Source organism: Kiloniellales bacterium (assembly GCA_030064845.1).
GTDB lineage: Bacteria > Pseudomonadota > Alphaproteobacteria > Kiloniellales > JAKSDN01 > JASJEC01.
On the sequence record JASJEC010000003.1, the window covers coordinates 1 to 26,566 of the forward strand.

The 26,566-nt window shown below is 67.5% G+C and carries 25 protein-coding genes and 3 tRNA genes; 14 read left to right on the forward strand and 14 right to left on the reverse strand.

Going from position 1 to position 26,566, the window contains the following annotated elements; translation table 11 throughout:
* The 3 genes from QNJ67_01595 to QNJ67_01605 all read right to left on the reverse strand — a co-directional run.
* Nucleotides 1–112, reverse strand: a 112-nt coding sequence (locus QNJ67_01595) for a GTP-binding protein (protein MDJ0607645.1), incomplete at its 3' end; no start/stop codon positions are given.
* Nucleotides 113–200: 88 nt separating this feature from the next.
* A tRNA-Gly gene (locus QNJ67_01600) sits at nucleotides 201–274 on the reverse strand.
* 123 nt (nucleotides 275–397) lie between these two features.
* Nucleotides 398–482: transfer RNA gene (locus QNJ67_01605), tRNA-Tyr, on the reverse strand.
* A 141-nt stretch (nucleotides 483–623) separates the two neighbouring features.
* Here QNJ67_01605 and rlmB point away from each other — a divergent pair.
* Complete coding sequence (rlmB, locus tag QNJ67_01610) at nucleotides 624–1,523, forward strand: 23S rRNA (guanosine(2251)-2'-O)-methyltransferase RlmB (protein MDJ0607646.1); 900 nt, start codon at nucleotides 624–626, stop codon at nucleotides 1,521–1,523.
* A gap of 51 nt (nucleotides 1,524–1,574) precedes the next feature.
* Here the strand turns inward: rlmB and QNJ67_01615 are convergent, their stop codons facing one another.
* Entirely contained in the window at nucleotides 1,575–2,402 is an 828-nt protein-coding gene (locus QNJ67_01615) for a hypothetical protein (GenBank protein ID MDJ0607647.1), read from the reverse strand.
* A 357-nt stretch (nucleotides 2,403–2,759) separates the two neighbouring features.
* On the opposite strand from QNJ67_01615, the gene QNJ67_01620 reads away from it, so the two are divergent.
* From QNJ67_01620 to QNJ67_01640, 5 genes are all read left to right on the forward strand, one after another.
* Complete coding sequence (locus QNJ67_01620; protein ID MDJ0607648.1) at nucleotides 2,760–4,106, forward strand: glutamine synthetase family protein; 1,347 nt, start codon at nucleotides 2,760–2,762, stop codon at nucleotides 4,104–4,106.
* 294 nt (nucleotides 4,107–4,400) lie between these two features.
* Entirely contained in the window at nucleotides 4,401–5,786 is a 1,386-nt protein-coding gene (locus tag QNJ67_01625; GenBank protein ID MDJ0607649.1) for an aspartate aminotransferase family protein, read from the forward strand.
* Between the two features lie 165 nt (nucleotides 5,787–5,951).
* Nucleotides 5,952–6,818 carry an N-carbamoylputrescine amidase gene (aguB, locus tag QNJ67_01630; GenBank protein ID MDJ0607650.1) on the forward strand — a complete coding sequence of 289 codons (867 nt, stop codon included), beginning with the start codon at nucleotides 5,952–5,954 and terminating at the stop codon, nucleotides 6,816–6,818.
* Between the two features lie 14 nt (nucleotides 6,819–6,832).
* Nucleotides 6,833–7,315 carry a GNAT family N-acetyltransferase gene (locus QNJ67_01635; protein ID MDJ0607651.1) on the forward strand — a complete coding sequence of 161 codons (483 nt, stop codon included), beginning with the start codon at nucleotides 6,833–6,835 and terminating at the stop codon, nucleotides 7,313–7,315.
* Nucleotides 7,316–7,775: 460 nt separating this feature from the next.
* Entirely contained in the window at nucleotides 7,776–8,312 is a 537-nt protein-coding gene (locus QNJ67_01640; protein MDJ0607652.1) for a hypothetical protein, read from the forward strand.
* A 46-nt stretch (nucleotides 8,313–8,358) separates the two neighbouring features.
* Here the strand turns inward: QNJ67_01640 and QNJ67_01645 are convergent, their stop codons facing one another.
* The 4 genes from QNJ67_01645 to QNJ67_01660 all read right to left on the reverse strand — a co-directional run bounded on the left by QNJ67_01645 (nucleotide 8,359) and on the right by QNJ67_01660 (nucleotide 12,345).
* Nucleotides 8,359–9,573, reverse strand: coding sequence for a Xaa-Pro peptidase family protein (locus QNJ67_01645; GenBank protein ID MDJ0607653.1), 1,215 nt, complete (start codon nucleotides 9,571–9,573; stop codon nucleotides 8,359–8,361).
* Nucleotides 9,574–9,886: 313 nt separating this feature from the next.
* Nucleotides 9,887–10,327, reverse strand: coding sequence for a VOC family protein (locus QNJ67_01650; GenBank protein ID MDJ0607654.1), 441 nt, complete (start codon nucleotides 10,325–10,327; stop codon nucleotides 9,887–9,889).
* Between the two features lie 92 nt (nucleotides 10,328–10,419).
* Entirely contained in the window at nucleotides 10,420–11,325 is a 906-nt protein-coding gene (locus tag QNJ67_01655; GenBank protein ID MDJ0607655.1) for a DMT family transporter, read from the reverse strand.
* A 369-nt stretch (nucleotides 11,326–11,694) separates the two neighbouring features.
* Nucleotides 11,695–12,345 (reverse strand): hypothetical protein, encoded by a 651-nt coding sequence (locus QNJ67_01660; GenBank protein MDJ0607656.1) that lies wholly within the window; start codon nucleotides 12,343–12,345, stop codon nucleotides 11,695–11,697.
* 242 nt (nucleotides 12,346–12,587) lie between these two features.
* On the opposite strand from QNJ67_01660, the gene QNJ67_01665 reads away from it, so the two are divergent.
* Both QNJ67_01665 and QNJ67_01670 read left to right on the forward strand, forming a co-directional pair.
* Nucleotides 12,588–12,663 (forward strand) — tRNA-Thr (locus tag QNJ67_01665).
* Between the two features lie 97 nt (nucleotides 12,664–12,760).
* Nucleotides 12,761–13,600 (forward strand): phosphatase PAP2 family protein, encoded by an 840-nt coding sequence (locus QNJ67_01670; protein ID MDJ0607657.1) that lies wholly within the window; start codon nucleotides 12,761–12,763, stop codon nucleotides 13,598–13,600.
* A gap of 132 nt (nucleotides 13,601–13,732) precedes the next feature.
* On the opposite strand, the gene QNJ67_01675 is transcribed toward QNJ67_01670, so the two are convergent.
* Complete coding sequence (locus QNJ67_01675; GenBank protein MDJ0607658.1) at nucleotides 13,733–14,047, reverse strand: YdcH family protein; 315 nt, start codon at nucleotides 14,045–14,047, stop codon at nucleotides 13,733–13,735.
* A gap of 81 nt (nucleotides 14,048–14,128) precedes the next feature.
* Entirely contained in the window at nucleotides 14,129–15,136 is a 1,008-nt protein-coding gene (locus QNJ67_01680) for a universal stress protein (protein ID MDJ0607659.1), read from the reverse strand.
* A 153-nt stretch (nucleotides 15,137–15,289) separates the two neighbouring features.
* Here QNJ67_01680 and QNJ67_01685 point away from each other — a divergent pair, with 153 nt between their 5' ends.
* Nucleotides 15,290–16,210, forward strand: coding sequence for a LysR substrate-binding domain-containing protein (locus QNJ67_01685; protein ID MDJ0607660.1), 921 nt, complete (start codon nucleotides 15,290–15,292; stop codon nucleotides 16,208–16,210).
* A 15-nt stretch (nucleotides 16,211–16,225) separates the two neighbouring features.
* Here QNJ67_01685 and QNJ67_01690 read toward each other — a convergent pair whose 3' ends face one another.
* The gene (locus QNJ67_01690; GenBank protein MDJ0607661.1) at nucleotides 16,226–17,179 is read right to left on the reverse strand and encodes a universal stress protein; all 954 of its coding nucleotides are present in this window, start codon (nucleotides 17,177–17,179) and stop codon (nucleotides 16,226–16,228) included.
* A gap of 217 nt (nucleotides 17,180–17,396) precedes the next feature.
* Here QNJ67_01690 and QNJ67_01695 point away from each other — a divergent pair, with 217 nt between their 5' ends.
* Complete coding sequence (locus QNJ67_01695) at nucleotides 17,397–17,579, forward strand: hypothetical protein (GenBank protein ID MDJ0607662.1); 183 nt, start codon at nucleotides 17,397–17,399, stop codon at nucleotides 17,577–17,579.
* Nucleotides 17,580–17,927: 348 nt separating this feature from the next.
* Here the strand turns inward: QNJ67_01695 and QNJ67_01700 are convergent, their stop codons facing one another.
* Nucleotides 17,928–18,965: a hypothetical protein gene (locus QNJ67_01700; protein MDJ0607663.1), complete on the reverse strand. Its 1,038-nt coding sequence runs from the start codon at nucleotides 18,963–18,965 to the stop codon at nucleotides 17,928–17,930.
* A 235-nt stretch (nucleotides 18,966–19,200) separates the two neighbouring features.
* Between QNJ67_01700 and QNJ67_01705 the strand changes: the two genes are divergently transcribed.
* A complete protein-coding gene (locus QNJ67_01705) occupies nucleotides 19,201–19,956 on the forward strand; it encodes a response regulator (GenBank protein ID MDJ0607664.1) in 756 nt (251 codons plus the stop codon).
* 30 nt (nucleotides 19,957–19,986) lie between these two features.
* On the opposite strand, the gene QNJ67_01710 is transcribed toward QNJ67_01705, so the two are convergent.
* A complete protein-coding gene (locus tag QNJ67_01710; GenBank protein MDJ0607665.1) occupies nucleotides 19,987–20,790 on the reverse strand; it encodes a sulfite exporter TauE/SafE family protein in 804 nt (267 codons plus the stop codon).
* Between the two features lie 58 nt (nucleotides 20,791–20,848).
* Here QNJ67_01710 and QNJ67_01715 point away from each other — a divergent pair, with 58 nt between their 5' ends.
* From QNJ67_01715 to QNJ67_01725, 3 genes are read left to right on the forward strand one after another with little or no spacing between them, the layout of a single operon-like run.
* Entirely contained in the window at nucleotides 20,849–23,083 is a 2,235-nt protein-coding gene (locus QNJ67_01715) for a N,N-dimethylformamidase large subunit (GenBank protein ID MDJ0607666.1), read from the forward strand.
* Complete coding sequence (locus QNJ67_01720) at nucleotides 23,080–23,901, forward strand: phytanoyl-CoA dioxygenase family protein (protein MDJ0607667.1); 822 nt, start codon at nucleotides 23,080–23,082, stop codon at nucleotides 23,899–23,901. Before QNJ67_01715 ends, QNJ67_01720 begins: the two co-directional genes overlap by 4 nt.
* On the forward strand, nucleotides 23,898–24,779 hold the full coding sequence (locus QNJ67_01725; protein MDJ0607668.1) for a phytanoyl-CoA dioxygenase family protein: 882 nt from the start codon (nucleotides 23,898–23,900) through the stop codon (nucleotides 24,777–24,779). The genes QNJ67_01720 and QNJ67_01725 overlap by 4 nt, the downstream gene beginning before the upstream one ends.
* Before the next feature lie 12 nt (nucleotides 24,780–24,791).
* On the opposite strand, the gene QNJ67_01730 is transcribed toward QNJ67_01725, so the two are convergent.
* Complete coding sequence (locus QNJ67_01730) at nucleotides 24,792–26,528, reverse strand: pentapeptide repeat-containing protein (GenBank protein ID MDJ0607669.1); 1,737 nt, start codon at nucleotides 26,526–26,528, stop codon at nucleotides 24,792–24,794.
* Between the last annotated feature and the right edge of the window lie 38 nt (nucleotides 26,529–26,566).

The window sequence follows — 26,566 nt, forward strand, 5'->3', positions numbered from 1 at the left end:
CGGCCAGAACCTTCGTGATCGCCGCCGTCAGCGTCGTCTTGCCATGGTCAACGTGCCCGATCGTACCGACGTTGCAGTGCGGCTTCGTACGCTCAAACTTTGCCTTTGCCATCGTGTCTTGCTTCCTGTCATGGGCCCGACCCGGCGCCGGTGCCGCGAGCCCGCTCGTGAAAACCCGATCTCTCGACCCCGTCCCGGCCTGGAGCGGGTGGCGGGAATCGAACCCGCGTAACCAGCTTGGAAGGCTGGGGCTCTACCACTGAGCTACACCCGCGACGACGGTCCGGTCTCATGAAAGCCCCGTGGGACTCTCCTTTTTACCTCTGACCGCTGATCCCAAAGCCGGCGAACCGTTGATAGTCCGTCCTGACCCGAGCCACGGCGATCCGAGCGATGCTGGTGGAGGGGGTTGGATTCGAACCAACGTAGGCTAAGCCAACGGGTTTACAGCCCGTCCCCTTTAACCACTCGGGCACCCCTCCTTCGCCGAATCACACACCGGCAGGACGAAAACGCGAACTATGGTGATTTACTGCGGCCTGTCAACTTCAAACACGACAAATCGCCCTCGCCGTTTCGATCGCGTCCAATCGGCGAAGGCTCTTGCGGAGCATGATTGCTCCATGGCCATAGTAGGGGCGCAGATGGTGAAGCGCAAGCCCAAGCAGACGGCCCGCCGCCCGTCCAGGCCCGACGGATCGCCCGAGCCCGGGCGCCGGCGCCGGCCGCGCCGGCCCGCCGGCGCTCCCGGCGGCGCGCCAGGCGGGGGCGAGCTCTGGCTCTACGGCAGCCACGCCGTGCTCGCCGCCCTGGCCAATCCACGGCGCCGGATCCGGCGGCTGCTGATCACCGACGAGGCGGCCAAGCGTCTCGAACAGCCGCTCGCCGAGCTGAAGGCCGGCCGTGACGCAGCCCTTCCCGCCGCCCGGGCGGCGGCTCATGACCTCGCCCAGGTGCTCCCCGAGGGCGCGGTGCACCAGGGCCTGGCGCTCCAGGTCGCCCCGCTCGACCAGCCCGACCTGGACGCGGTCATCGCGGCCGCCGGGCCCCGGCCGGAACGCCCCGCGGTCGTCCTGGCGCTCGACCAGGTGACCGACCCCCAGAACGTCGGGGCCATCCTGCGCTCGGCCTGCGCCTTCGGCGTGGCCGCCGTGCTGACCACGGAGCGCCGCGCCGCCGTCGAGTCGGGCGCGCTGGTTAAAGCGGCCTCGGGCGCCTTCGAGCACCTGCCCTACGTCCAGGAGACCAACCTGGCCCGCTCGCTGGACCGGCTGCGGGAGGCGGACTACCTCGCCATCGGGCTGGCCGCCGAGGCCGAGATGCCGATCTATGCGGTGGCGCGCCCGGCCCGCCTGGTGCTGGTGCTGGGCGCGGAGGGCGCCGGCCTGCGCCGCCTGACCCGGGAACGCTGCGACCTGCTGGTGCGCCTGCCGACCCAAGGGCCAATCGACCACCTCAACGTCTCCAACGCCGCCGCGGTGTCGCTCTACGAGCTGCTGGGAACCGGGAGCCGTACCGAATGAAGCGAGATCGGCGCGCGAGAAACGAATTGGCCTTCAAGCAAGGGCGTCCGATTAGCGAAGCTCGTCCGAGGTGCGCCCATAGAATTGCTTCTGCAACTTCGGCACCCCGACCCGGTCCGGCGTGTCCTCATAGCTCAGGACCGCCATGACCCGCCGCCCCTCGCCTTCCACCGGCGAGGCGCGATGCAGGTTGTAGCGTCCCTTGAAGATCGTCAGCGTGCCGGGCTCGATGCCGGGACGGATGACACCGGGGTGCTTGCCGTCGAAAACGCGGCCCACGCCTTCGAAATCGTCGTTCGCATCCGGCGTCCGCAGGCCCGGGACGTACTCGAAATCTCCGCCCTTCTCGGCGTCTTCCAGCATGATGGTCACGATGAAATCGTTGGCGTCGAAATGCCAGTCCTGCAGTTCCCCCTCTTCCGCGACGGTAAAGATGCAGCCCGCCATCGGGCAGGCAAAGGGATAGATGGCGGACATGCCGAGGATGCCGCCTGCGAATTCGATCATGTTAGGCCAGTGGAAGAGATCCTTGACCGGGTCGCCGTCGCGGATCAGGTCCTTGGCGATAAACCGGATATAGGTCGGGCTCGGATGGCGGCGCGGATGGTCGGCAGGAAGCGAATCGAGAGGTTCGCCGTGGGGGTTGGGACAGCCTTCGTCATAGGTCGTGATGAAGTCGACCTGATGGGCCCGCGGCAGGGCCGCGTCCGCGTCGGCGAGCGCGGCGGCGATTGCTTCGGGCGTGAGAAACCCGGGCAAGAGGCAGCAGCCGGTCTCCTCCAGTTCCGCCCTGCAACGCTCGACAAGGTCGCGACAGGCAGCGCCTTCGAGGCGGTCCAGAGGGTAGCATTCAAGATCGACGATCTGGTCCATGCGCATCCGAAACTCCCCGGACAACCCTGTGTCCGACCAAGAGCTTCTTCTCCTTTGACCGCTCGGGCAAGGTCGCTCGTCGACGGGGCAAAGAAGGCCCACGCCTGCGCCGGCTGACCCGTGAGCGCTGCGATCTCCTGGTCCGCCTGCCGACCCAGGGTCCGACCGGCCACCTCAACGTCTCCAGCGCCGCCGTCAGGCTCCACGAGTTGCTCGGCCTCGCGGCCCCCTGACCACCCGCCCGCCCAGCGTGTCCAAGCCGCCGGGTCAAGCTGCTTGCCAGCGTCAAGGACCCGTGCTAGCGCCTTGCCTCTAGCCGACGACCCGCCGAGACCCCGCGCCGCCGCCAGACGGATCCCGCGCATGAAAGCCATCGAAGCCTTTCTTCAGGAACACAAAATCGAGGAAGTCGAGTGCCTGGTGCCCGATATGGCGGGCATCGCCCGGGGCAAGATCCTGCCGGCCGACAAGTTCCTCAAGGGGATGAAGACGAACGGGCTGCGCATCCCCGAGGCGATCTTCGTGCAGACCGTGACCGGCCACTACCCCGAGGAAGAGGGCGGGGTCATCAGCCCGGCGACCCAGGACGTCTACCTCAAGCCCGACCCGGCGACGATCCGGGTCGTGCCCTGGTACGAGGAACCGACCGCCCAGGTCATCTGCGACCCCTACTACTTCGACGCCAGCCCGGTCGGCATCGCGACCCGCCAGGTGCTCCAGCGGGTCCTGTCGCTCTACGCCGAGGCCGGCTGGAAGGCGATCGTCGCACCGGAACTGGAATTCTACCTGGTCGACATCAACACCGACCCGGACTACCCCCTCGAGCCGCCAGTCGGCCGCTCGGGACGGCGGGAGACCTCGCGCCAGGCCTACGGTCTGGACGCGGTCAACGAGTTCGATCCGCTGTTCGAGGAGGTCTACGACTTCTGCGAGTCCCAGGAGATCGACGTCGATACCCTGACCCACGAGGCCGGCGCCGCCCAGATCGAGATGAACTTCAACCACGGCAAGCCGATGGACCTGGCCGACCAGGCCTTCTTGTTCAAGCGCACGGTGCGCGAGGCCGGGCTGCGCCACAAGGTCTACGCGACCTTCATGGCGAAGCCGATGCAGGGCGAGCCCGGCTCCTCCATGCACCTGCACCAGAGCGTGGTCGACAGCAAGACCGGCAAGAACCTCTTCGCGCAGCGCAGCGGCAAGGACACGGAGCTGTTCCTCGCGCACGTCGCCGGGCTGCAGAAGTACCTGCCGCACGTCATGCCCCTGCTCGCCCCCAACGTGAACTCCTACCGGCGGCTGACGCCCTACTCAGACGCTCCGATCAACACCCACTGGGGCTACGACAACCGCACCGTGGGCCTCAGGGTGCCCCATTCCGAGGCCGCCGCCCGCCGGGTCGAGAACCGGGTGGCCGGCGCCGACGCCAACCCCTACCTCTGCATCGCCGCCTCGCTCGCCTGCGGCTACCTCGGCATGGTCGAGAAGCTGAGCCCCCGCGCGCCGATCGAGGGCAGCGCCTACCGCCTGGCCCATACCCTGCCGCGGACGCTCTATGACGCGCTGACCCGGTTCAACGCGAGCAAGCCGGTCAAGGGCTGTCTCGGCGAGAAGTTCGTCGATGCCGTCACCATCGTGAAGGACACCGAGCTGCTGGCCTACCAGCAGGTCATCTCTTCTTGGGAGCGCGAGCACCTTTTGCTAAATGTATAGAGGTAGTGTCTCAGGCCGGCACGCCCGCTGGAGCGGGTTCCCCTCTGCGATCCATTAAGGTCGCGCCCCGCTCCGGCCGGAAAGGCGTTCGGCAAGGAACCGGCGAATGACGGAGCACTCGACAGGACGGCCCGGAACCGACGCCGCGCAAGCGTCGCGGCGGACCCGCCAAGCCGAGCTGCTGATCCTCTGCGCCCGGCTCGGCTTCAATCCCTAGGCGGCCGTATAGTGCCGGAAGGCAAGGTGCCTTCCCTTTTTCGCCGCAGACCCAGAGCCGCTTCAGGAGCCCAGACGATGAACAGCCAGCCGCTTCGCAACACCACGGTCCGGTGGCGCCAGACCGACATCCGCCACCACCTGCACCCTTTCACCGACACCAAGGGCCTGGCCGAAGAAGGCGGCGCCCGCATTATCACCAAGGCCGACGGGGTCTGGCTCGAGGATTCCGAGGGCAACCGGGTGCTCGACGGCATGGCCGGCCTGTGGTGCGTCAACATCGGCTACGGCCGCCACGAGCTGGCCGAAGCGGCGCACCGCCAGATGCTGGAGCTGCCCTACTACAACACCTTCTTCAAGACCGCGACGCCGCCGCCGATCGAGCTCTCCGAGAAACTCGCCGAGCTCACGCCCGAGGGCTACAACCAGGTCTTCTACGCCTCCTCTGGTTCCGAGGCCAACGACACCCTGGTCCGCATGGTCCGGCACTACTGGAACCTGATGGGCAAGACCGAGAAGAAGGTCATCATCAGCCGCGAGCACGCCTATCACGGCAGCACCATGGCCTCGGCCAGCCTCGGCGGCATGGCGGCCATGCACGGCCAGGCGGACCTGCCCCTGCCCGGCTTCGTCCACGTCATGCCGCCCTACTGGTATGATCACGGCGGCGACCTCGACCCCGAGGCCTTCGGCAAGGTCGCGGCCCAGGCGGTCGAGGAAAAGATCCTCGAGCTCGGCGCCGACAAGGTCGCGGCCTTCATCGGCGAGCCGATCATGGGCGCGGGCGGGGTCATCGTCCCGCCCGAGAGCTACTGGCCCGAGATCCAGCGGATCTGCAAGAAGCACGACGTCCTGCTGGTCGCCGACGAGGTGATCTGCGGCTTCGGGCGCACCGGCCACTGGTTCGCCAGCGAGCCCTTGGCCATCGAGGCCGACTTCATGACGTTGGCCAAGGGCATCACCTCGGGCTACCTGCCGCTCTCCGCGCTTATGGTCGGCGAGCGGGTCGCCGGCGCCCTGACCGAGGAAGGCGGCGAGTTCTTCCACGGCTTCACCTACTCGGGCCACCCGGTGCCCTGCGCCGTCGCCCTGGAGAACATCCGCCTGATGGAGGAGGAGGGCCTGGTCGAACGGGTCCGCGACGACACCGGGCCTTACATCCAGTCGAGCCTGCGCCAGGCGCTGGAGGACCACCCGCTGGTCGGCGAAGTGCGCGGCATGGGCATGTTCGGCGCCGTCGAGCTGGTCAGCGACAAGGCGACGCGGGCGCATTTCGAACCGCTCGGCGAGGTCGGCATCAGGGCCCGCGACCATTGCCTGGCCGAGAACCTGGTCATGCGCGCCGTGCGCGACAGCCTGGTGTTCTCGCCGCCGCTCTCAATTTCGCGCCAGGAGATCGACCTCCTGGTCGAGCGCGCCAAGAAGGCGATCGACCAGACGGCGCGGGATTTGGACATGCTGTAGATATGCGATGCCGTTGGAAGGAATGAGTGAGGCTTCCGCGGCAAACCGCTCTTGTCATGCCCGGGCTCGACCCGGGCATCCAGGGTTGCCGGCCGCTCCTGGATTGCCGGGTCAAGCCCGGCAATGACAATGTACTTGAATGGCTAACTACTGGGTCCAATTGCCATGACCAGCGTCACCGTTGCCGCCACGCAGATGGCCTGCACCTGGGACAAGGAAGAGAACCTGGCCCGGGCCGAAGCGCTGGTGCGCGAGGCGGCCGGCAAGGGCGCCCGGATCGTCCTGATCCAGGAGCTCTTCGAGACCCCCTACTTCTGCAAGGACCAGAAGCAGGAGCTTTTCGCCCTGGCGACCCCGGTCGCAGACAACCCGGCGATCAAGCGCATGAGCGCGCTCGCCGCCGAGCTCGCGGTCGTCCTGCCGGTCAGCTTCTTCGAGCGGGCCAACAACGCCTACTACAATTCGCTGGTGGTGCTCGACGCCGACGGGAGCAACCTCGGCCTCTACCGCAAGAGCCACATCCCGGACGGCCCCGGTTACCAGGAGAAGTTCTACTTCAATCCTGGCGACACGGGGTTCCGGGTCTGGCGGACCCGCTACGCCGCGATCGGCGCGGCGGTTTGCTGGGACCAGTGGTTCCCCGAGGCGGCCCGGGCCATGGCGCTCCAGGGCGCCGAGCTGCTGTTCTACCCGACGGCAATCGGCAGCGAGCCCCAGGCCCCGGAGCTGAACAGCAAGGCTCACTGGCAGCGCACCATGCAGGGCCACGCCGCGGCCAACCTCACCCCGCTGATCGCCTCGAACCGGATCGGCACGGAGCAGGGCGATAGCTTTGCGATGACCTTCTATGGCGGCTCCTTCATCGCGGACCAGACCGGCGAGAAGGTGGCCGAGGCGGGCGACCAGCAGGCGGTCATCACCGCCGGCTTCGACCTGGAGGAGATCCGCGCCCAGCGGGCCTCCTGGGGCCTGTTCCGCGACCGCCGGCCGGACCTCTACGCCCCGCTTCTGACCCTCGACGGCAGGGATTGAAGTAACGACGATCTTTGGCGCTGGATATGATCGAGTTGAGACCGGTCACGCCTTCCGAAGCAAAGCATTGCGAGGCCATACTTCGCAGCGCCTTTGGTGTCTACGTTCAAAAACTAGGCCGCAGTCAATCTGAGAACGCATATGATTGGTTACCGGATGCGATTGCCGAGCAGCGCGTGCTTTGTGGGCACCTTGGCGGCCGCATCGTTGGCGTGGCGATCTTCAATGACGACTCCCTGTCACGAACGATCGAGCAGATTGCCGTCGCGCCGGAGCAGCAAGGCAGAGGCATCGGCAGCGTGCTCCTAAATCACCTTCAAAAGGACGCTGTCGCCGCAGGATTCAAGACATTGCACTTGGATACCGCGGAGATGATGACCGATCTCCTTCGCCTGTACGAACGGCACGGCTTCCGGATTATTCGGCGCGGTCCACCAACGCATGGGCGCGATCCGCACGTGAGGGTATTCATGGAAAAATCACTCGCGCCGGCCTAAACGCGATTGGACCGCGACCACTCGCGAATGTTCTCAATCTAGCCTCCCGGACGGCAAAGCCTCAGGGTGCCGGCGGCCCCTGACAAAGCTTCGGAGGAATCGGCCCGCCTTCAGCGCGGAAGGCGGCGCAAGCGCGCGACACCTACGGGTACTAGGCCGCTTTCGGTCAGGAAATGGGGGCTGGCCAGCAGGCGGACCGACTGGCGCGGCTGGAGATCGTCGTTCGCCGCCGTGTCGCCTCCGCGTGCCTCGCCGCTCTGATCGCTTTCAATACCGCAGCGCCCAGGCCGGCTTTACTTATTCGCGGGCAACAATAAAGGGTGCCCAAAGGACGACTTGGAAGGGCTACTCTGCCCTTCTCCGGAATAGGAAGAGCCATCCGATTTGCCGGAAGAAGCGTAATGACGTCAACCACGGCACTGACTGACGGCGCCGCATTGAACAGAAAGGGAGACAGGGAATGAATAGATTTGTGAAAGGCATCGCGCTCGCCGCGGCAATTCTAACGATCGGCGGCGTGCAGACGGCGACCGCCGAGGAAGAGAGGACGGTCGAAGCGACCTCGCCCTGGATCAGCCAGGGCCGATACTTCAAGACCGGCGAGAACGAGGGGCTCTTCATCGGTGTCTTCGCCGGCAATCTCTTCGTCAAGAACGCCGAGGGCAAGCTCGACACCGTCGCGCTGGTCTGCCCCGGCGACTTCGTCATCGACCTCAAGAGCGGCGCTCAGGAAGGCGAAGGCAAGTGCATCATCACCGACCGGGACGAGGACAACGTCTTCGCCAACTGGACTTGTGAGGGCAAGAGCTTCCTCGGGTGCCAGGGCGAATTTACGCTGACCGCCGGCACCGGCAAATTCCAGGGCATCGAGGGCAGCAGCCCACTGAATGCGCGCACCGCCTTCAGCGAGATCACCGTCTACCTCGACAGCGGCAAGGTGACAGAGTCCGCCGTCGGCCTGCTGAACCTGCCCAAGCTGACCTTCACGCTGCCGTAAGGCTGCTACGGACGGGGGCCCGGCCGCGGCAAAGAGGGCCGGGCCCTCACCCGACCTGTTCCAGCCGGCGCGACAGAGGCGTCACAATTCCGAATCCCGACTCTCCCATGAGGAGCGTGTCGATCAGGCCGGCGCCGGGCGCGCTCGACCAGTTCTCCCGGTAGCTGTCGTACTGGTTCTCGAAGTTCATCACCAGGCCGGGCGCCAGGGCGGGCGGCGGGATGGTTTCGCGCGGCTTGGGGCGGTGGCGCCCGACCCAGTCGGGCGGCAGGGCGATACCGAGCGTGTAGCCGCCGATAAGCCACTCGAAGCGCGCCAGGTCGTGGGCCTCCGCGAAGCCCATCGCGATCTCGTGCATTCTCGACATGGGATCGCCGGGGCGGACCTCGCGGACCAGGAGGTCCATCATCGGCTCGTTGCGCTCGAAGAGCGCGGTCCAGCGCGGGTCGACCGCGCCCAGGGCGAAGCTGCGGCAGACGTTCACGTGGTAGCGGTGCAGGCTGGCGCAGAAATCGATGTGGATCACGTCGCCTGCGCGAAACCTGCGGTGCGACGGCGGCTCGTGGTGGCAGCCGGCCCGGGGACCGCCGCCGATCATGGTGCGGATGCCCGGATAGCCGCCGCCGCGCTTCATCATCTCGCCGACGATGATCCCCTCGAGCTCGGTCTCGGTCATGCCGGCCCGGATCGAGTCGCGGGCGAGCGCCATGGCGGCCGTGGCGATCTCCGCGGCCTGGCGGACCACGGCGATCTCGCGTGGCGACTTGATCAGCCGGACGTCCTCGATCAGGTCGGAGGCGTCGGCTATCTCGGCGCCGGCCTCCTCCCAGCGGCGCCCGACCGCCCGGACATGGTCAGGATGGGGGCCGTAGCAGCGCGGCTGCAGCGCGATCTTGCCGCGCGCCCAGCCGCGCCGCGCGACCTCGTCCGCCAGCGACGAGATGTGGTCGCGCACCGGGCCGCGGTCGAAGTAGTGGACCGCGGCGATCTCGGGAGTGACCGAGACCAGCACCTCGTGGCCGTCGTTGTCGAAAAAGAGGGGGTCGCCGTCGACCGGCAGGAAGCAGGAACAGAGGGCGTCGAGAGCGAACCAGATCTGGTCGTAGCCCAAGAGATAGTTAAGGTCGGCCGGGCTGGTGACCAGCATGCCCGAGCAGTCCTGGGCTTCGAGCGCCCGGCGCACGACATCCTGCCGCGCGACATACTCCTCGTGCGGAAAGGGCTGCGCCCAGTCCACCTGGTCCCGCGTCGGCCCGTGCATCCCCTCCCCCTGCCTGAAGCAAAGACCGGGAGCTTGCCACAGGCAGAGAAACCGGCGCCAGACGGGAAGCGCCGGTTTTTTCTCCATGCGCCTTTGACGGGACGAAGAGGTCTAGCGAGCTGCTGGAAAAGTGCTCAGTCGGAACCATCACCCTTCGACGAGCTCAGGGTGAGGGCGAAATGCTTCGAGCACATACCCTCATCCTGAGCGTGTCGAAGGATGACCGTGATCAAGGGCTCCAGGCGCGACAGTCACCAACCACTGGAGGGCCGGGTCAAGCCCGGCCATGACGAAGGGGCGGTTTAGTTCCGCGTCACCACTCGCCGGTGTTCTGCATCGAGGCCCAGGGCTCCTGGGGCGGCAGGGCCTCGCCGGCCTGGAGCAGCTCGATCGAGATGTTGTCGGGCGAGCGGACGAAGGCCATGTGGCCGTCGCGCGGCGGCCGATTGATGGTGACGCCGCCGTCCATCAGCCGCTGGCAGGTCTCGTAGATGTCGTCGACCCGGTAGGCCAGGTGCCCGAAGTTGCGGCCGCCGCCGTATTCCTCCGGATCCCAGTTGTAGGTCAGCTCGACCAGGGGCGCCTTGCTCTCCTTGGCGCGCTCCACGTCGTTGGGGGCGGCCAGGAAGATCAGGGTGAAGCGGCCCTTCTCGCTGTCGTAACGACGGGTCTCCACCAGACCCAGCTTGTTGCAGTAGAAGTCGAGCGACGCGTCGATGTCCTTCACGCGCACCATCGTGTGCAGATACTCCATGGGCCTTTCCCTCCTGTCTCTTCCGCGACCGCCCTTCGGGCTTCGAAAGAGATAGGCGTTCGCCGGCGGAATCGAAAGACCCGAGCGGCCGGTCAAGCCCCTGCCCCCGCCGGGGCCGCCTCCCGGCTGCCCTCGGACTTGTCGAACAGGGTGTTGATCAGGGCGCCGAGGATGACCAGGCCGCCGCCCATGTAGCCGATCGGGGTGAGGGTCTCGCCGATGTAGAGAAAAGCGATGAGCGCGACCCAGAGCGGCTCGATCAGGTAGACGAAGACGACGAAGACCGGCGACACGTAAGGCTGGAAGAATAGGGCGATCGCCGAGGGCAGCAGCCCGGTGAAGACGGCGATGTAGAAGATGATCAGCATGTCGCTCTGCCCGGGCATGGCGAAGGTCGACCAGTCGGCCAGCACGCTAGAGCCCGCGCCCGTCACCAGGGCGGCGACCACCTGCTCGACACCGAGGCAGCAGACGATGCTGAGCTTCGTGTCGGCGGTGAAATGGTCGATCGCGAAGATGTGGATCGTGAAGAGCACCATGGCCAGTATGGCCAGGACGTCGCCGTACCAATGGCCGCCCGCTTCCGCCGATTCCAGCATCAGGATCGCGACTCCGGCCAGGGAAAGGAGGGCGGCGAACCAGGTCGGCGGGCCGATCCGGCGGCCCAGGATTACCACGGCGATGAAGATGGCGACGACTCCCTGGAGGTTCGCGACCACGCCGGTGTTGGTCGCCGTGGTGTGGTCGAGCGCGTACATCTCGAGCAGGGTCTCGGAGGCATGGAAGCAGCCCAGGACGAAGCCCGCGAAGAGCGCCTCGCGGTTCAGCCGCTTCCAGGTCAAAGCGAGAATGGCCAGTCCGAACGGCAGGGCGGCCATCATGTCCAGGGTGGCGAAGACCGCCGGTTCATAGCGATCCAGGGCCTCCCGGGTGACCGCGAAGTAGGAGGCCCAGAGGATCGGGTTCAGGAAGAACAGGAAGGCGGCGAGCGACCTCATGTACTGTCGCCTCAGTGGACCGGCCGGCCGAACCGCGGCCGGGAGAAGAAGCGCGGTTGCCGGGCGGGCTGATGCTTCGCGATCGCCGGCTTGGAGCGGCGCCGCGCTGCCCGACGACGCCGGAGGACGGCTAACGCGATCCCCAGTCGAACCAGTTCGGAAAATTCATGCTTTGAATAGGTCTCTTCAAAACTCGGCGTTTCCTGATCGGGCTTTCCCATAACAAGAGCCCTCCGAATGAGAGTTGCGTTAAAGGCGGCAACACTCTCTCATTCGCAGACATACGTCTGTGGTCATTACCACGTTGATTCTGTGACATTTGTCACCCACGCGAGGTTCGCAAATTGCCGCGCGGGCGATGCGGGAAGATCAGGTGACGCTGGGGTCGAAAGCGCCGTCGGCGACGAGGCGCTCGATGATCTCCGTGACGGCCTCGTCGGTCACGTCGCGCCACTCGGCCCTGTCGTCGCCCTCGGCGCCGACCACGGCGGCCCAGAGCGGCTCGTCCCGCTCGACGTGCAGCAGGGCGGCCAGATAGACGCCCTCCTCCTCCTCGGCCCAGCGGCCCGGTATCGTGGTGGCGGGCACGTGGATCCAGGTCATGAATCTGCCGGAGTAGATCGGATAGGAGTAGCCGGGAATATACTGGGGCGGCACGTAGCGCCGGCGCACGTGGGTCGAGTCCCGCTCCACCACCAGGACCGTGTCGGGCTGCTCTTCGCCGAAGCGCTCCGTAAAGGTGCGGACGATCTCCGCGTCGTCGAGGTCGGCGAGCTCGCTGGCCACCACGGCCTCGACCTCCAGATCCCGCAGCCCGGCGACCAGCCGCCGCTCGACCAGTTCCCGCTCCTCCGGCGGCAGCTCGCGGACCACGATCATGACGCTGTCGAAGGGGCCGAGGTGGCCGAGCCGCTCGTTGCGGACGCTCATGCCGACTGACGAGGTCTGGGCGCAGGCGGCGAGAGCCAGGACCAGGCCGAGGGCGGCGAGTAGGCCGGGACTGCGCGAACGGCGGATCATGGTTGGGCACTCGCGCACGGGCGCAGGCCGCGACCGCGAAACCCCGATACAGAACGCGCGAGAAGCCTCGCCTTCACGATGCAACCCCCTGAATCAAAACCGTTCTTGCTTATTCTATGCCAGGGACGGAACCCTTTCCAGGCAAAGGGCCGGACCGAGGCTGGCCGGCGCCATCTAGATGTCGCAGAGACGGCCCTCCCTTGCGGGCCGGCGGGCGGCGGACTATCTTCCCGCCACCAAAAGCCCCGATAGCTCAACTGGTAGAGCACCTGATTTGTAATCAGGGGGTTGCGGGTTCAAGTCCTGCTCGGGGCACCAGGTTTTCGACAGAATTGGGCTGGATCCAGCACCCCGCGGCGCCGATAAGAACTCGGGCGGCGGTGAAGCACGGGAACCGGGCCGGAGATCGAAAGATATGCGCAAAGGAACCTTTTCGTCGCTGTCAGGCCGGGTGCACCTCTGCCTGGTTTCGGCCGTCCTCGCGGCGACAACGGTGCTTTCGAGCGACGCGCTGGCCGAGGATACAGAGGAGTTGGCCCGGGGACTGGCGGAGGGCTACCTGGCGAGAGATGAACTGCCGAACAGCCTGGCTCTGCTGCCGCCGCCGCCGGTCGAGGGCTCCGCAGCGATGGCCGCGGACGAGGCCAGGAGCGCGGCGAGCCTCGCGCTGCAGGATACTGAACGGTTCGACCTGGCGCGCAGCGATGCCGATCTCACCTTTCCGGCTGCTGCCGGAATCTTCGCGTGCGCCCTCGGGTTCGCGATCTCCGAAGAGCGTACCCCGCGCCTCTACCTCCTACTGCGGCGGTCCCTGACCGATGCAGGGCTCGCGACCTATGCCGCGAAGAACCACTACCAGCGGCCTCGCCCCTTCATGGCCAACAAGGCTGCGACCTGCACACCGGCCTATGAGGAGGCGCTTCGCGGCAACGGCTCCTATCCGTCCGGCCACACCGCGATTGGGTGGGCGTGGGCATTGATCCTGACCGAAATCGCGCCCAGTCGGACGGATGCGATCCTGGCCCGCGGCTTGGCCTACGGCGATAGCCGCATCGTCTGCAACGTTCACTGGGGAACGGACGTCTCCGCCGGGCGCGTAATCGGCGCCGCGACCGTGGCACGCCTTCGTGCCGACCCCGAGTTCCTATCGGATCTCGATGCGGCAAAGGACGAGGTCCGAACGGCGATGGCGGGTGGATCGCCCCCCTCGCGCGACTGCAGCGCCGAAGCGGCGGCGCTGTCGGATTCGCGTTAAGCGAACAAGGACAAGCTCAAAGCCCGATCGCCGGGCTGAGATCAAAATAGAACGGCCCCGCCGCTCAGGCGGGGCCGCTGGTTCGGTGACGAGTCAGGCCGGCGGCGCCGTGCCGGGCGCCGGCCGGTGGTGCTAGTGGGGAAGTGCCGCCGCTGTGCGTGAGACCGGCTTCAGGCGGATGGCGCTCATGAGACGCTCCCAGGACTCCAGTTCGTCCTTCACGAGCAGCTTCTCTCGCTTCAGCCGCTGAAGCGAAAAGGCATCGGGAAGCGGCCGCTTCATTTCGGCCGCCAGTTTCGCTTCGATCCGCCGGTGCTTTTCGACAAGAGCATCATACCGGTTCTCAACGTACATCTGCAGATCTCCCTCTGATGAAGCCTCGGTTCGCTCGGTGACGCCGCATGGCGCCCCCTTGTGGATGATGTGGCGTTCGTCGTTGATCGACAAAGTTCGTAGTCCCTGCTCATTTGATAGGAACGGGCGATCACCCGCGGTTGACGGTCTGGGGAGCCGGCCAGCCGGGCAAAGTCACACCTGGCCAACCAGGGACCGGGCCTGTGCGGGCGCGGACTCCGCTGTCTCGAGCCTGACCGGCGTTTCGAACCCTGGCGGCTTTACCGCCAGCACGGAGCACTCCGCACGGTTCAAGATCGCCTCGGCGGTATTGCCGATGAAGAGCCCGCGGACGCCGACGCGGCCGACGGTGCCCATGACGATCAGGTCGACCTGCTCGCGGCTCGCCAGCTGAGGGATCTCTTCCCGGGGCACGCCCTTGATCAGATGGGCCGTTCTGCTCCGGTCGGGCCCCAGGTGGCGGTGCATGAGATCTTTCAGCGCTTTCTCGCTCGACCCCCGCCTCGACTCAACCAGCAGGTCGACCTCCGCCTGGGACATCATTGTGAATCCGCTGAGGCGCAGGGTCTCCTCTTCCTCGAGCCGCCACACGTTAACGACGTGAAGCTCGCTCTCTTCCATCGCGGACAAGGAAGCGGCCAACTCCATGGTGAGCTTGTTGAGCCCGCTCTTCACCGGGTCGTCGGGATCGGGGTTCACGGCCGCGAGGATCTTCGCGTAGGGTCGGCGCCCGCTCCTCTTGGTCACCCAGACGGGACAGGGGCATTTCCGCAGGAGATGAAGGTCGGTGCTGGCGAAGAACGGCGATTTGCCGTCCGCACCGCCGGACGCCGCCTTCATGACCAGGTCGTGGCCGCCGCGCAGGACGGCGCGGATCACCTCTATGAAGGGAATTCCCTGGGCGACCAGCTCTCTCGTTTCGATCCCCGCCGCCTTGAGCGGCGCGGCAACGTCCGCCAGCCGGGCCCGTCGGAATTCAAGGAACTCGAACTCGAAGTCCTTCGCCCTGTGACCGGGAAGCGCGGCGAACAGCTTGGAAAGCTCTCCAGGCGCGGCGTCCAGGACATCGATCAAGGTGATCCGCGCGCCGTTGGTCTTCGCCAGCCATATGGCGCGGTCGCGAAGGGAGTCGTCGATCTTGTGCTCGTCGCAAACGAGCAGAATGTCGCGGAACCTGTGCATGTATCCGAAACCTCCAAGGATGCGGCCTCGCGCACCGCAAGCCGCCACGTCTTGAAGTATGGGCCCAACACACTAATTGAACCAATCGATACGAAACGGCGTTTTGATAGATCTTCTCTAACAAGGCGCCCAACCGCTTCGTGGAATGGACGCATGCCGACCTTGCAGCAACTGCGTTACCTCGTCGCCGTCGCGGAGACGCTTCATTTCCGCCGGGCGGCGGAAACGACAAACGTCACGCAGCCGACCCTGAGCGGGCAGCTCCGCGAGCTCGAAGACAAGCTCGGCGTGCAATTGGTCGAACGGAGCCGATCCCGCGTGCTGCTCACGCCGATCGGCAGCACGATCGCGGGCCGCGCGCGAACCGTTCTTCGCGAGGTGCAGGCGATCGTCGACCTGGCCAAGCACGGACAGAGCGTCCTCGGCGGAACGGTCCGGCTCGGGGTGCTTCAATCCCTGGGTCCCTATCTGCTGCCTCACATCCTGCCGGAGCTGCACGAGGCCTATCCGGACCTCAAGCTCTACGTACGCGAGGGCATGCCGCGGACCCTGCTGACCGGCTTGGACGAAGGCACGCTCGACCTGCTGCTGTTTCCGCTTCCCGTCAAGGCCGCCGAGCTGGAGAGCGTTCGGCTGTTCCGCGAGCCCCTGTGGGTCGTGGCGCCGGTCGAGCACCCGCTCGCGGGGCGCGAGGACGCGGCGCGTTCGGACCTCAAGGGCGAGAACGTGCTGACGCTGGAACTGGGCCACCGGCTGCACGATCAGGTGCGCGATCTCTGCGATCAATTCGGCGCTACGCTGTCTCACGACTACGAGGGCACGAGCCTCGACACGCTTCGCCAGATGGTGGGCATGGGCATGGGGCTGACCTTCCTGCCCGCGCTCTATGTGCGCGCCGAGGTCATGCAGGATACGCAGGTCGTGGCCAAACGCCTCCAGCCGCGCTCCCCGTTCCGCATGATCGGCATGGTCTGGCGACGGCATTCGGCCCGCCAGGACGAGTTCCACACGCTCGCGGATTTAATCCGCAAGGTATTGAAGCAGAACGTGCCGGAAGTGACGGTGATGGAGTGACTGGACCGAAGATCGCTAGTCGCTTGCTATCACCGGCGTGACGAAACCGTCCGGCTTGACCGCCAGCACCGAGCACTCGACCTGGCGGAGCACCAGCTCCGCCGTGTCACCGATCAGAAAACCCGATATCCCGGATCGCGCGATCGTGCCCATCACGATCAGATCGCTCCCCTGATCGCGGGCGAACTGCGGGACAAGCCGCGCAGCCTCCCCCTTCGGCAGGTGGACCTCGAAATCGAGACCGTGCAGATCGCTCTGGTCGACCAGCCGTTGCACGCTGGATCGGTGGCTGTCGTGGTTCCGGTCGACGAGCCGCGTCATGATCTCGTCCGATATCTCCGACTGGCTGGTGTCGAGATCGGCGCCCTGCAAGTCCCAGGCGTGCACAATGTCCAGGTGGCAGTCTTCGATGCGGGCCAAGGAGCTTGCCAGCTGCATGATCTTGAGGGTCAGCGGATCGACCGAGGGATCGGTCACGCTCGGGTCGACCGCCGCCAGGATCCTGCGAAATCGAGGCCCGGCCCTGGGGTGCATGACCCAGACCGGGCAAGGGCACTTGCGCATCAGGTGCATGGAAGTGCTGCCGAAGGTGATCTGATGCAGTCCCTTCCAGATGTCCGCCGTCATAACCACGAGGTCGTAGTGCTCGCGCAGCACCGCGCGGATCACCTCCAGAAACGGCTTGCCGATCATCACCGCGACCTTCGTCTCGATCCCTTCGCGCCGGATCGAGTCGGTCAGCCGGTCTAGGTGAGCCTCACGTTCTTCGAGAAAGCATTTTTGGGCCTGGTTTTCGCTGACGGTGAACGGGCCCAGCGTCGCCATCGCATCGCTGGGAAGCTTAGGCAGGACTTCCGCGACCGTCAGTCTGCCGCCGTTCGACTTCGCCAGATCCACGGCCCGGGTCAAGGCCTGCTCGTTGCCCACGCTTCCTTGGTAGAGCACCAGGATATTCTTGAAACGCCGCATCGATCCGCCCCCTCCCCGTCGCGCTGGTTTTGCCATGTTTGACTTGGCTACGCGCCGAAGGGCTGCCAATGGAATTCACCGGCGCCGTAATAGAATTCTCCGATCAACGACCGCTGAACATAGAGGAATTCTATCAGAACCGGTCTTCCTACCAGGTTCCCGGATCGTCGACCGCCCCCCACGTCCAATTCACACATACTGTGCGAGGAGGATCGCTATGCAGACTTTCGCCCCGCTAGAGGCCGACCGCCTCGTCCGCCTGCCCAGACGCAGCACCCCCGATCGCGCCGCGCCTGTCACGCGGATCGCCGAGCCCGGAGCTGCAGAGCCGCAGAAGCGCGAGACCGGCGGCAAGCCCGCCGACCGAACGCGCGGCAGGTTCCTGGATATCGCCGTGTGACGTTTCCCCGGCAGTGCGGCGTCGGTTGATCGCATCAATCCTCGAATGGAGCTTACGCCATGCTACAGAGCCTTGTACTCGCGGGACTCCTTGTGGCGGTCCCGGACGTTGGGACAACGGGAGAAGCGCGCGCAACGCCGGGCGGTGCGGAGGCCAGATCCCAAATCCTGGCGGGCGATTGCCTGGACGCCCTCGACGCGCGTCTTCCCGGCACACTGCAGATCGAGCAGCCCGTGCCGACGGGGAACGATGGTCAGAGAGAGTTGCAAGCCCAGCGAGGGCCCGGCGCCCGCGGGTGCGCGCTGGTATGACGCCGCAAGGCGCCGGGCTTAGCGGTCCTAACCCCGATCAGTTCTCGTCGAGACCGGCGCTCTTGGTCTCGGCGCCCTCGTCGATCAGGGTCACGCGTTCCAGGGTGTGCTGCTCGAAGATGGTCATGGGCAGCCCGGGGTAGCTCGCCTGGAAGCGGGCCAGATTGGCGCGGATTTCTCGGGTGTTCGCATCGTCGGGCTCGCCGGCGGCGATCTCTCTGACCCGACCGGCGGAGTCGCGGTCGCCGTAGGCGCGGCTGCGCACGGTGAGCGGCACGTCGCGCGGCACGCCGGTCACGGTCGGCGCAAGGGCGCCCTCGACGTGCACCGCCAGAACCTCGGCGTCCTCGGCGAAGACGAAGCGCCAGTCGACCGCCCGGGTCGCGGTCGCGAAGATCACGCTGGGCTCGCGCGACTTGACCTCGACGACGATGGTGCCGGTCTCGCGCAGCTTGCCTTCGAGGAAGGCCCCGTAGTCTTGGGTGCCGGGCCCCGCTGCGGGCGTGTAGACAGCCCTGGGGACGCCGCCGTGCGCCGAGATCACCATCAGGCGCGGGCGCCGGACGGCGATCTGCGCGGCGACGACGGGGGGATGCTCGGCCACCTCTTCGCGCACGGCGCTGCGGCGGTCCTCGCGCCAGCGCCGGTCGAAATCCTTTAGCGTCGCGCCGCTGACCGCCCCGTCCAGACTGCCCGGTAATGGCAGTTGTGCGGCCTCCGCCGCGCTCTCCGCCGAAGCGTCAACTTGGGCACCGCCCTCTTCGGGCGCGGCGAACCCAGCTTCCGGTGCGCCTTCGCCGGTGCCCGGCTCACCCTCGGCGTCGGCCAGGACAGCCTTGGGCGCGGCGGAGGAAAGACGCGCGCCCTCGCCGGTGAGGAAGCCGTGCAGAACCAGCAGGGAGTCCGGCCCGCGCAGGATCAGGGCCGCGAACAGGCCCAGCGCGGCCAGCGAGAGCGGAATCTGCAGCAGGGCGAAGAACCTGGCCGCGCCACCGCCGGCGCGTCTCGAGGCGTGGGGTCGTGCCTCGATGCCGGCGTAGCGTCGCGTCCCGGTCCTGACTTCCGATAGGGGCACGAAGGTCCTCTCGCTCCAATGGTTAAGTGCCGATCACACCACAGGAGTATGGATCAGAAGTTACCCGCACCGCGAAGACACAAGGAAAGCACAGAAATGCAAGGCGCTCTTTACCGCCAAGCCGCCAAAATGAGCCGACCGGCCATCTTTTGTTAAAATGTTTCGGTTAAGCATAAAGGACTTCCGGGCGGTTATTTTTTAGGAGTGTTTTCAGAGGCCTGGAGCAACGAGGGCCATGCGGGTTCTTTTGGTTGAGGATGATCTGGCCTGGGCGAGCAGCGTCGAGGAGATGCTCGCCAAGAGCGGCCACGACTGCGTCATCGTCAACAGGGGCGTGCCGGCGGCCGAACTGGCCAAGACCGGCGCCTATGACCTGGTCGTCCTGGACGTCGGGCTGCCCGATCTCGACGGCTTCGAGGTGATGGCCGTGCTCGCCGAGGCCGGCTGCGAGACCCCGGTCCTCGTGCAGTCCGGCATCATCGGCGAGGACCGCCGGGACGACGTCATGGCCTTCGGCGCGGACGGCATGCTGGCGAAGCCCTACGGCCATCTCGAGCTGATCGAGGCCATGGTCGCCATACTGACCGCGCCCACGACCGAAGCGCCCGAGGAGGTGCCGGCCTCGCTGGAGGCCACGCTCGAGCTGACCGCCGAGCACGCGCTGCCGGAGGAGCTCGACGACATCCTCACCCTGACGCCCCTGCCCGACGATGCGCCGGCGGCCTCGAACGGCAAAGCCGGGCGCGAGGCGCCGCCGCCGCGGGCGCGGAGCAAGGCCCTGGTCGCCGCCGAAATCATCGCCGACGACGGCAAGCCGCTGCCCTGCATGATCCTCAACCTTTCGGACGGCGGCGCCAGCATCCGTCTGCCGCGCCACATGAAGGAGCCGCCGAAGTACCTGAAGCTGCGCATGCCGTCGGGCGACGTAGAGGAATGCCGGGTCTGCTGGCGAGCCCATGACAAGGTCGGCGTGAAGTTCCTCGAGGAATAGCTGCGGCCCGGCGCCGGACGCGCCAATTATCTAGAAAAAGAACGCACGGTGGCTCCAGACAACCTGGGAGGCCAGGGCGAGCGCCAGCGCGACCAGGAGGCCCAGCACCGCGCGCCTGAAGGCGGCCTCGGACGCCCGGGTGAAGCCCAGATTGCCCAGCGCGGTGCCGAGCAGGACCAGCGGCAGAAAGAGCGCGGCGCGGGCAAGTGTCTCGCCCGTTATCAGGCCCTGGGCGGCCAACATGGCGGTCCCCACCGTGTCGGTGCCGAGAAAGAAGGCAACCAGTGAGGCCCGCCCCGCGCGCAGGCCGAGCGGCGACGAGAAGTAGAACAGGATGACCGGCGGCCCGACGATGGCCATGCTGCCGTTCAGCACGCCGGCGCTGGCGCCGACCGTCAGGGTGGCCGCGGTGCCGGGCACAGCGCGGAGCGCGAAGCCGCGGCCGATCAGGACCGCCGCGGTCAGAACCGCGGCCGCCAGGGCGAGGCGAAGAGGGTCGGCCGGCAACGTCGCCAGCAGCATGATGCCGAAGGGCGTCGCCAGCCAGGTCGCGACCAGGAGCAGGCGCAGGGACCGCCAGTCCACCTGGCGCCAGATCCTGGGGAGCAGGTGAAGGCTGCTGGCCACCTCGAAGATCAGCACCAAGGGCACGACCGCGCGCGGCGGCAGGACCAGGGCGAGGCCCGCGGCCCAGATCATCGAGGCGCCGAACCCGGCGAGCCCCTTCACCACGGCGCCGAGCGTCGCGATCAGGAGCCCTACCGCAAGCTGCGCCATCGACAGCCCGAGACTTTCCGCCAGCCAGTCCATCACGGGACGATTGCGGGCCGTCACGGCCTATGCAAGCCTTTCCCGGACAGCCCGCGAGGCGCCCCCGCTCAGGAGTCCAGCCATGATCCCCTTGACCGGCTATGCCGACCGGCTCTCGCTCCGGCCCGGCGAGACCATCGAGTTCAAGGTCAGCAGCACCGGCCCCGACCCCTACAGCGCAGAGCTGGTGCGCATCGCCTGCGCCGATCCCAACCCCGACGGGCCCGGCCGGCGCGAGGAGCCGGTCCAGGCCACCTTCGCCGGCTCCTATCCTTCGCGGCGCCAGGCGATCCACCGCGGCTCCTACGCCCGTGTCGACGCGCCCAACCGGCTGCCGGCGCTCGGCAACTTCACCCTGCTGGCCACGGTCTGGCCGACCCTGCCGCGCCGGGGCGTGCAGGCGGTGCTCTCCTGCTTCGATCCCGAAACCGGCAGCGGCGCCGCCCTCGGCCTCGGCGAGAACGGCGCGGCCTACGCGGTCCTCGGCCGGGGCGACGCCGAGCCGCTGCACCTGTCGCTGGCAGCGCCGCTTGCCGAGCGGCGCTGGTTCCGGCTCTGGGTCAGCTACGACGGGACGGCGGGACGGCTGACGCTGGGCCAGGCGCCGCTCGACCCGGCGCTCTACGGCGACACGCCGGATATGGCGCAGGCCGAGGCGCAAGCCGTTCCGGCCACGCCGGCGGCTTTCCACATCGGCGCGCTGGGCGGCCGGCCGGTGACGGGCCACTTCAACGGCAAGATCGAACGGCCCCAGGTCTTCGACCGCGCGCTCGGCGCCGAGGAGGTCGAGGCCGCGGCGCGTGGCGGGGAGGTGGCCGGCCGCTTGGCCCACTGGGACTTTGCCCGCGGCATCGAGACGACCCGGATCGATGATCTCGGGCCGCACGGCATCGACGGTGCGCTGGTCAACCTGCCGGCCCGCGGCATGAAGGGATCGAACTGGAGCGGTCGGGAGATGTGCTGGCGCCACGCCCCCGAAGAGTACGGCGCGATCCACTTCCACGACGACGACCTCTACGACTGCGGCTGGGAGACCGACTTCAGCTACACGGTCCCCGAAGACCTGCCGAGCGGCGCCTACGCGGCGCGGCTTCGCTGCGGCGGGCACGAGGACACGATCCCCTTCTTCGTCTGCCCGCCAAAGGGCAGCCGAAAGTCCGATCTCTGTGTCATCGTGCCGACCTTCACCTACGTGATCTACGGCAACCACCGGCGGCTCGACTTCGGCCCCCACTGGCGCGAGCGGGCCCAGGCCTGGCACGCCTATCCGCACAACCCCGCCGACCACACCGAGTACGGCCTCTCGACCTACGACTTCCACGGCGACGGCAGCGGGATCTGCCACGCCTCGCGCTTGCGTCCCATGCTGACCCTGCGCTCCGGCTACATCTCGATTGCCGAGGACCGGGGCTCGGGACTGCGCCATTTTCAGGCCGATACCCACCTGCTCGACTGGCTGGAGAACCGGGGCTACGACTACGACCTGCTGACCGACCAGGAGGTTCACGACGAGGGGGTCGAGGCGCTGGCCGGCTACCGCTGCGTGCTGACCGCGTCGCACCCGGAGTATCACACCAAGGAGACCCTCGACGCCCTGGAGGGCTATCGCGACGGCGGCGGCCGATTCTGCTATCTGGGCGGCAACGGGTTCTACTGGCGGGTCGCGCTCCACCAGGAACTGCCCGGCGTTCTGGAGATCCGGCGCGGCGAAGGCGGCATCCGGGCCTGGGCGGCCGAGCCCGGCGAGTACTACAACGCCTTCGACGGGGCCTACGGCGGCCTCTGGCGGCGCAACGGACGGCCGCCACAGCGCATCGCCGGCGTCGGTTTCTCCGCCCAGGGCATCTTCGAGGGTTCGTACTACCGGCGCCGCCCGGAGTCCGGCGACCCCCGGGCGGCGTGGATCTTCGATGGGGTCGAGGACGAGATCCTGGGTGACTTCGGCGTCTGCGGCGGCGGCGCGGCGGGCTACGAGCTCGACCGGGTCGACCGCCGGCTCGGCTCGCCGGACCACGCCCTCGTGCTGGCCAGCTCGGAGGGGCACGGCCCCTCCTTCGTTCTGGTGCCGGAGGAGCACCTGACCCACGTCGCGACCTGGCCCGGAGAGCCCCTGGACTCGCTGATCCGGGCCGACATGACCTTCTTCGAGACGCCGGCCGGCGGCGCCGTCTTCTCGACCGGATCGATCACCTTCTGCGGCAGCCTGTCGCACGGCAACTACGACAACAGCATTTCGCGCATCCTCAAGAACGTGCTCGACCGCTTCCTCGACCCCGAGGCCCGCTTCGCGATACCCGGCCGAGGCTCGGAGTCATGAGCCCGGTCCGCGAGGAGGAGATCCGCGCCTTCGAGCGCGACGGCGCGGTCTGCCTGCGCGGCCTGTTCGACGGCCATTGGCTCGAAAGCCTGGCGGCGGGGGTGGAGAAGAACTTCCGGGCGCCGGGGCCGGATGCGACGGTCTATACCCCGGAGGGCGCACCCGGCGGCTTCTACGACGACTATTGCAACTGGCGGCGGATCCCCGAGTACGAGAACTTCGTCCGCCGCTCGCCGGCGGCGGAGATCGCCGCGCGCCTGACCCGGTCGCGCCGGGCGCGAATCTATCACGAGCACGTGCTGGTCAAGGAGCCGGGCACCCGCGAGGTGACGCCCTGGCACCACGACCTGACCTACTACGGCGTCGACGGTAGCCAGCTGTGCTCGATCTGGCTGCCGCTGGATCCGGTGCCCCGCCGCGCCTGCCCCGAATTCGTCGCCGGCTCCCATCGCTGGGAGAAGCTGTTCTATCCGCGCAAGTTCATCGACCACCGGAACTACGGCGCGGGGGCCGAGGACTACGCCAGCGTTCCCGACATCGACGCCGAGCGCGGCCGGCACGAGATCCTCTCGTGGGATATGACGCCTGGCGACTGCATCGCCTTCCACATGCGCACGCTCCACGGCGCGCCGGCCACCACGGAGCTGACAACCCGGCGGCGCGGCTTCTCGAGCCGCTGGCTCGGCGACGACGCGCGCTTCGCGCCGCGGCCCTGGAAGACCTCCCCGCCCTACCCCGAGGTGCACCTCGAGCCCGGCGCCCCCATGGACCATCCGTCCTTCCCGGTAATCTGGCGCGAAGCGGAGCGGACGGCATGACGGCAACCCACGTCGCGCGGCTGAACGAACAGGGCTACGCGATCCTGCGCGGTTTCCTGCCGCCCGACGAAGTCGCCGCGCTTCGCGCCGAGGTCGAAAGGGTCGAAGCCGAAGCCCTGCGGCACCGGGCCAGCTACCGAGACCGCAATCTCTACTTCGAGATCCTCGACGATCCCGAGGCCGGCCGGAAGGTGGTCCTCCAGGCCCACTGGTTCGCCTGGATCAATCCGGTCCTGGAGGCCCTGCGCCGGCACCCCCGCTACCTGGCGGTCCTGGAACCGCTGCTCGGCCGCGACATCAAGCAGATCGCCAACCAGATTCACTGGAAGCCGCCGGGCGCCAAGTACACGCGCTACCGCTTCCACCAGGACCTGCGCTTCCGGGAGCGCCCGGAACTCTACCGCGACCTGCTGGGCGGCTACGTCACGACCGGTCTGGCAATCGACCGGCAGGACGCGGAGAACGGCGCGCTGGAGGTCTTCCCCGGCAGCCACAAGCTGGGCTATCTGGGCCTGTCGGACGACGGGCCAATCATGGTCGGTGAGACCCAGGAGGACGAACTGCGCCGGGCCGGGCTCGACCCGGGCGCCGCCGTGGTCTGTGAACTGGACCCGGGCGACCTGCTGCTCTGGACGCTCTACACGGTCCACGGCTCGGGGCCGAACCGGACGGCGCGCGACCGCCGCTTCATGATCAACAGCTACGTCAGGGCGGAAGACTCGCCGGAGCGCGGCGAATGGGCCTTCCGCGACGGCAGGTCCGCGCCGCTCGGGCCGGAGCCGGAGATCTGCCGCTATGAGGCGCTCCGGGAACGGCCGGGCCCCTTCTACGTCGACGACGACTGGACCGAAGAGGCGCGCGCCCGCCGAAGCGGCTAGCCGTCGATTAGACTAGAACTTCGGGTCGGAACCGAGACCGGGGGGCGGCGCTGGAATCGGCTTGCCGCAGGCCAGCGATTCGTCGCGCAGGGCCTCCTCCCAACGGCTGGCTCGCTCCAGCTGTCGGCAGGTCAGGCCGCGCGCGCCGAACAGCACGGCCTTCTGCAGGCTGCTGCCCTCCAGCGCGGCGCCCTCGAAGTTGGCGCCCCGCAGGTCGGCGCCGGCGAGCTTGGTGGAGTAGAGCGCGGCCCGGGCCAGATCGGCGTTCTGCAGGCTTGCGAAGCTCAGATCCGCCGACTCGAGGTTGGCCGCCTTGAGATCGGCGCCCTTGAGGTCGGCGCCCTTGAGGTCGGCCAGGGCGAGGAAGGCCTGTGCCGCATCGGCGAATCGAAGCGAGCGGCCCGCCAGATCCGCGCCGCGGACCACGTTGACGCGCTGCTCCGGCGCGACCAGCCAGAAATCCTCGTCGCGCTGAGAGACCTCCGCCTGCCGGAGGTCGGCGAAGGCCGCGAGGCCGGCGTTGCTCAGCAGGCGCGGCACCCAGCTTCTGGGATCGGCCGTGCTGCTCGCCGTGCGCACCCCCTCGACCGCGCCGAAGGTCATCGTCGTCAGCAGGATGACGGCGGCAGCCGAGACCGTGGCGGCGTAGCTGCGCCCGTCCCTCCAGGCCCGGGCCCAGACAAAGGGCTTGTCGCGGTGCCGCAAGGTGCGCCGCGCGATCAGGTAGGAATAGAGCCCGAAGCTGAGCGCCGTAACGAACACAACGGCCTGGAGTCCGGAGCCGACCCAGTCCTGGCGCACGAGGTAGCGGGCCCAGAAAGCGAACAGGGTCAGCGGCACCAGCCACCAGGCCAGGATCACCGCCAGCGCGTTCTGCAGCCTGCCGAGCGCCGGGCGCGACAGGGCGAGCCGGTAAAGGTGGGCCGAGGCCAGCCCGGTGACCGGCCAGGGATCGACCCTCTCGTCGAGACGGCGGCCGTCGGGGAAGACGGCGGGCAAGGCGGCGAGGCCGCGCCAGAGCTGCTGCAGAGAGACATGGGTGTAGAGGTAGAGCCCGAGCAGCAGGACCGGCACGAACCAATAGATCCAGACGAAGGGCGCCCCGGTGCCCACGATCGGCAACGGCGAATGCGTGCCGGTCAACAAGGCGACATCCGTCGTCATCGCCAAGATGAGCCACGCGTAGACGACCATGAGCGTGCTGACGACCAGAAGGCGCCGCGCGGTGCGCGCCGCTGTGTTGACGTTCGACAAGGCCTCCGGCGCCGGGACAGCGTCGGGCAGGCGGGCGTTGGTCAAGTCGGCGCCGGACAGGCTGGCCGCCATCAGACCGCTGGCGTCGGAAAGGTCAGCGTCAACGAGGTCCGCGTCCCACAGTCGGGCATCCTTGAGGTTGGCCGCGCGCAGGTCGACGCCGCTCAGCCGTGATCGCGTGAAATCCGCCCCGACCAGGCTCGCGTCGTCGAGTTCGGCCCGGTAGAGGTCCGCGCCGGTGAAGTCGCTGCCGTCGAGATTGGCGCCGCTCATATGCGCGCCGCGGACATTGGCGGAGCGCAGGCGGGCGCGCGACAGATTCGCCTGGCGCAGCCGGCCCTCTTCCAGATCCGCCTGCTCGCCGTCCTTGCCGCGACTATCCAGCCAGTCTTCGTGGGCTTGGAGGATCGCCGCCAGATCGGCGCGCGTTTGACCGGCCGATTGGCGCCGGTCGCCTTCGGCCGTCACGTTCGACAAGGACCGTATTTTGTCCACCAATCCTGCACCCCTTGGAGGAGCGGCACGTGTGACGT

What these genes read in the sequence shown, in the direction of transcription:
- QNJ67_01705 (MDJ0607664.1), top strand. Translation starts at nt 19,201, where the DNA reads ATGCGGGTTCTTTTGGTTGAGGATGATCTGGCCTGGGCGAGCAGCGTC.
- QNJ67_01695 (MDJ0607662.1), top strand. Translation starts at nt 17,397, where the DNA reads ATGCAGACTTTCGCCCCGCTAGAGGCCGACCGCCTCGTCCGCCTGCCC.
- QNJ67_01620 (MDJ0607648.1), top strand. Translation starts at nt 2,760, where the DNA reads ATGAAAGCCATCGAAGCCTTTCTTCAGGAACACAAAATCGAGGAAGTC.
- QNJ67_01650 (MDJ0607654.1), bottom strand. Translation starts at nt 10,327, where the DNA reads ATGGAGTATCTGCACACGATGGTGCGCGTGAAGGACATCGACGCGTCG.
- QNJ67_01625 (MDJ0607649.1), top strand. Translation starts at nt 4,401, where the DNA reads ATGAACAGCCAGCCGCTTCGCAACACCACGGTCCGGTGGCGCCAGACC.
- aguB (MDJ0607650.1), top strand. Translation starts at nt 5,952, where the DNA reads ATGACCAGCGTCACCGTTGCCGCCACGCAGATGGCCTGCACCTGGGAC.
- QNJ67_01685 (MDJ0607660.1), top strand. Translation starts at nt 15,290, where the DNA reads ATGCCGACCTTGCAGCAACTGCGTTACCTCGTCGCCGTCGCGGAGACG.
- QNJ67_01645 (MDJ0607653.1), bottom strand. Translation starts at nt 9,573, where the DNA reads ATGCACGGGCCGACGCGGGACCAGGTGGACTGGGCGCAGCCCTTTCCG.
- QNJ67_01615 (MDJ0607647.1), bottom strand. Translation starts at nt 2,402, where the DNA reads ATGCGCATGGACCAGATCGTCGATCTTGAATGCTACCCTCTGGACCGC.
- QNJ67_01720 (MDJ0607667.1), top strand. Translation starts at nt 23,080, where the DNA reads ATGAGCCCGGTCCGCGAGGAGGAGATCCGCGCCTTCGAGCGCGACGGC.
- rlmB (MDJ0607646.1), top strand. Translation starts at nt 624, where the DNA reads ATGGCCATAGTAGGGGCGCAGATGGTGAAGCGCAAGCCCAAGCAGACG.
- QNJ67_01660 (MDJ0607656.1), bottom strand. Translation starts at nt 12,345, where the DNA reads ATGATCCGCCGTTCGCGCAGTCCCGGCCTACTCGCCGCCCTCGGCCTG.
- QNJ67_01725 (MDJ0607668.1), top strand. Translation starts at nt 23,898, where the DNA reads ATGACGGCAACCCACGTCGCGCGGCTGAACGAACAGGGCTACGCGATC.
- QNJ67_01715 (MDJ0607666.1), top strand. Translation starts at nt 20,849, where the DNA reads ATGATCCCCTTGACCGGCTATGCCGACCGGCTCTCGCTCCGGCCCGGC.
- QNJ67_01670 (MDJ0607657.1), top strand. Translation starts at nt 12,761, where the DNA reads ATGCGCAAAGGAACCTTTTCGTCGCTGTCAGGCCGGGTGCACCTCTGC.
- QNJ67_01655 (MDJ0607655.1), bottom strand. Translation starts at nt 11,325, where the DNA reads ATGAGGTCGCTCGCCGCCTTCCTGTTCTTCCTGAACCCGATCCTCTGG.
- QNJ67_01640 (MDJ0607652.1), top strand. Translation starts at nt 7,776, where the DNA reads ATGAATAGATTTGTGAAAGGCATCGCGCTCGCCGCGGCAATTCTAACG.
- QNJ67_01690 (MDJ0607661.1), bottom strand. Translation starts at nt 17,179, where the DNA reads ATGCGGCGTTTCAAGAATATCCTGGTGCTCTACCAAGGAAGCGTGGGC.
- QNJ67_01680 (MDJ0607659.1), bottom strand. Translation starts at nt 15,136, where the DNA reads ATGCACAGGTTCCGCGACATTCTGCTCGTTTGCGACGAGCACAAGATC.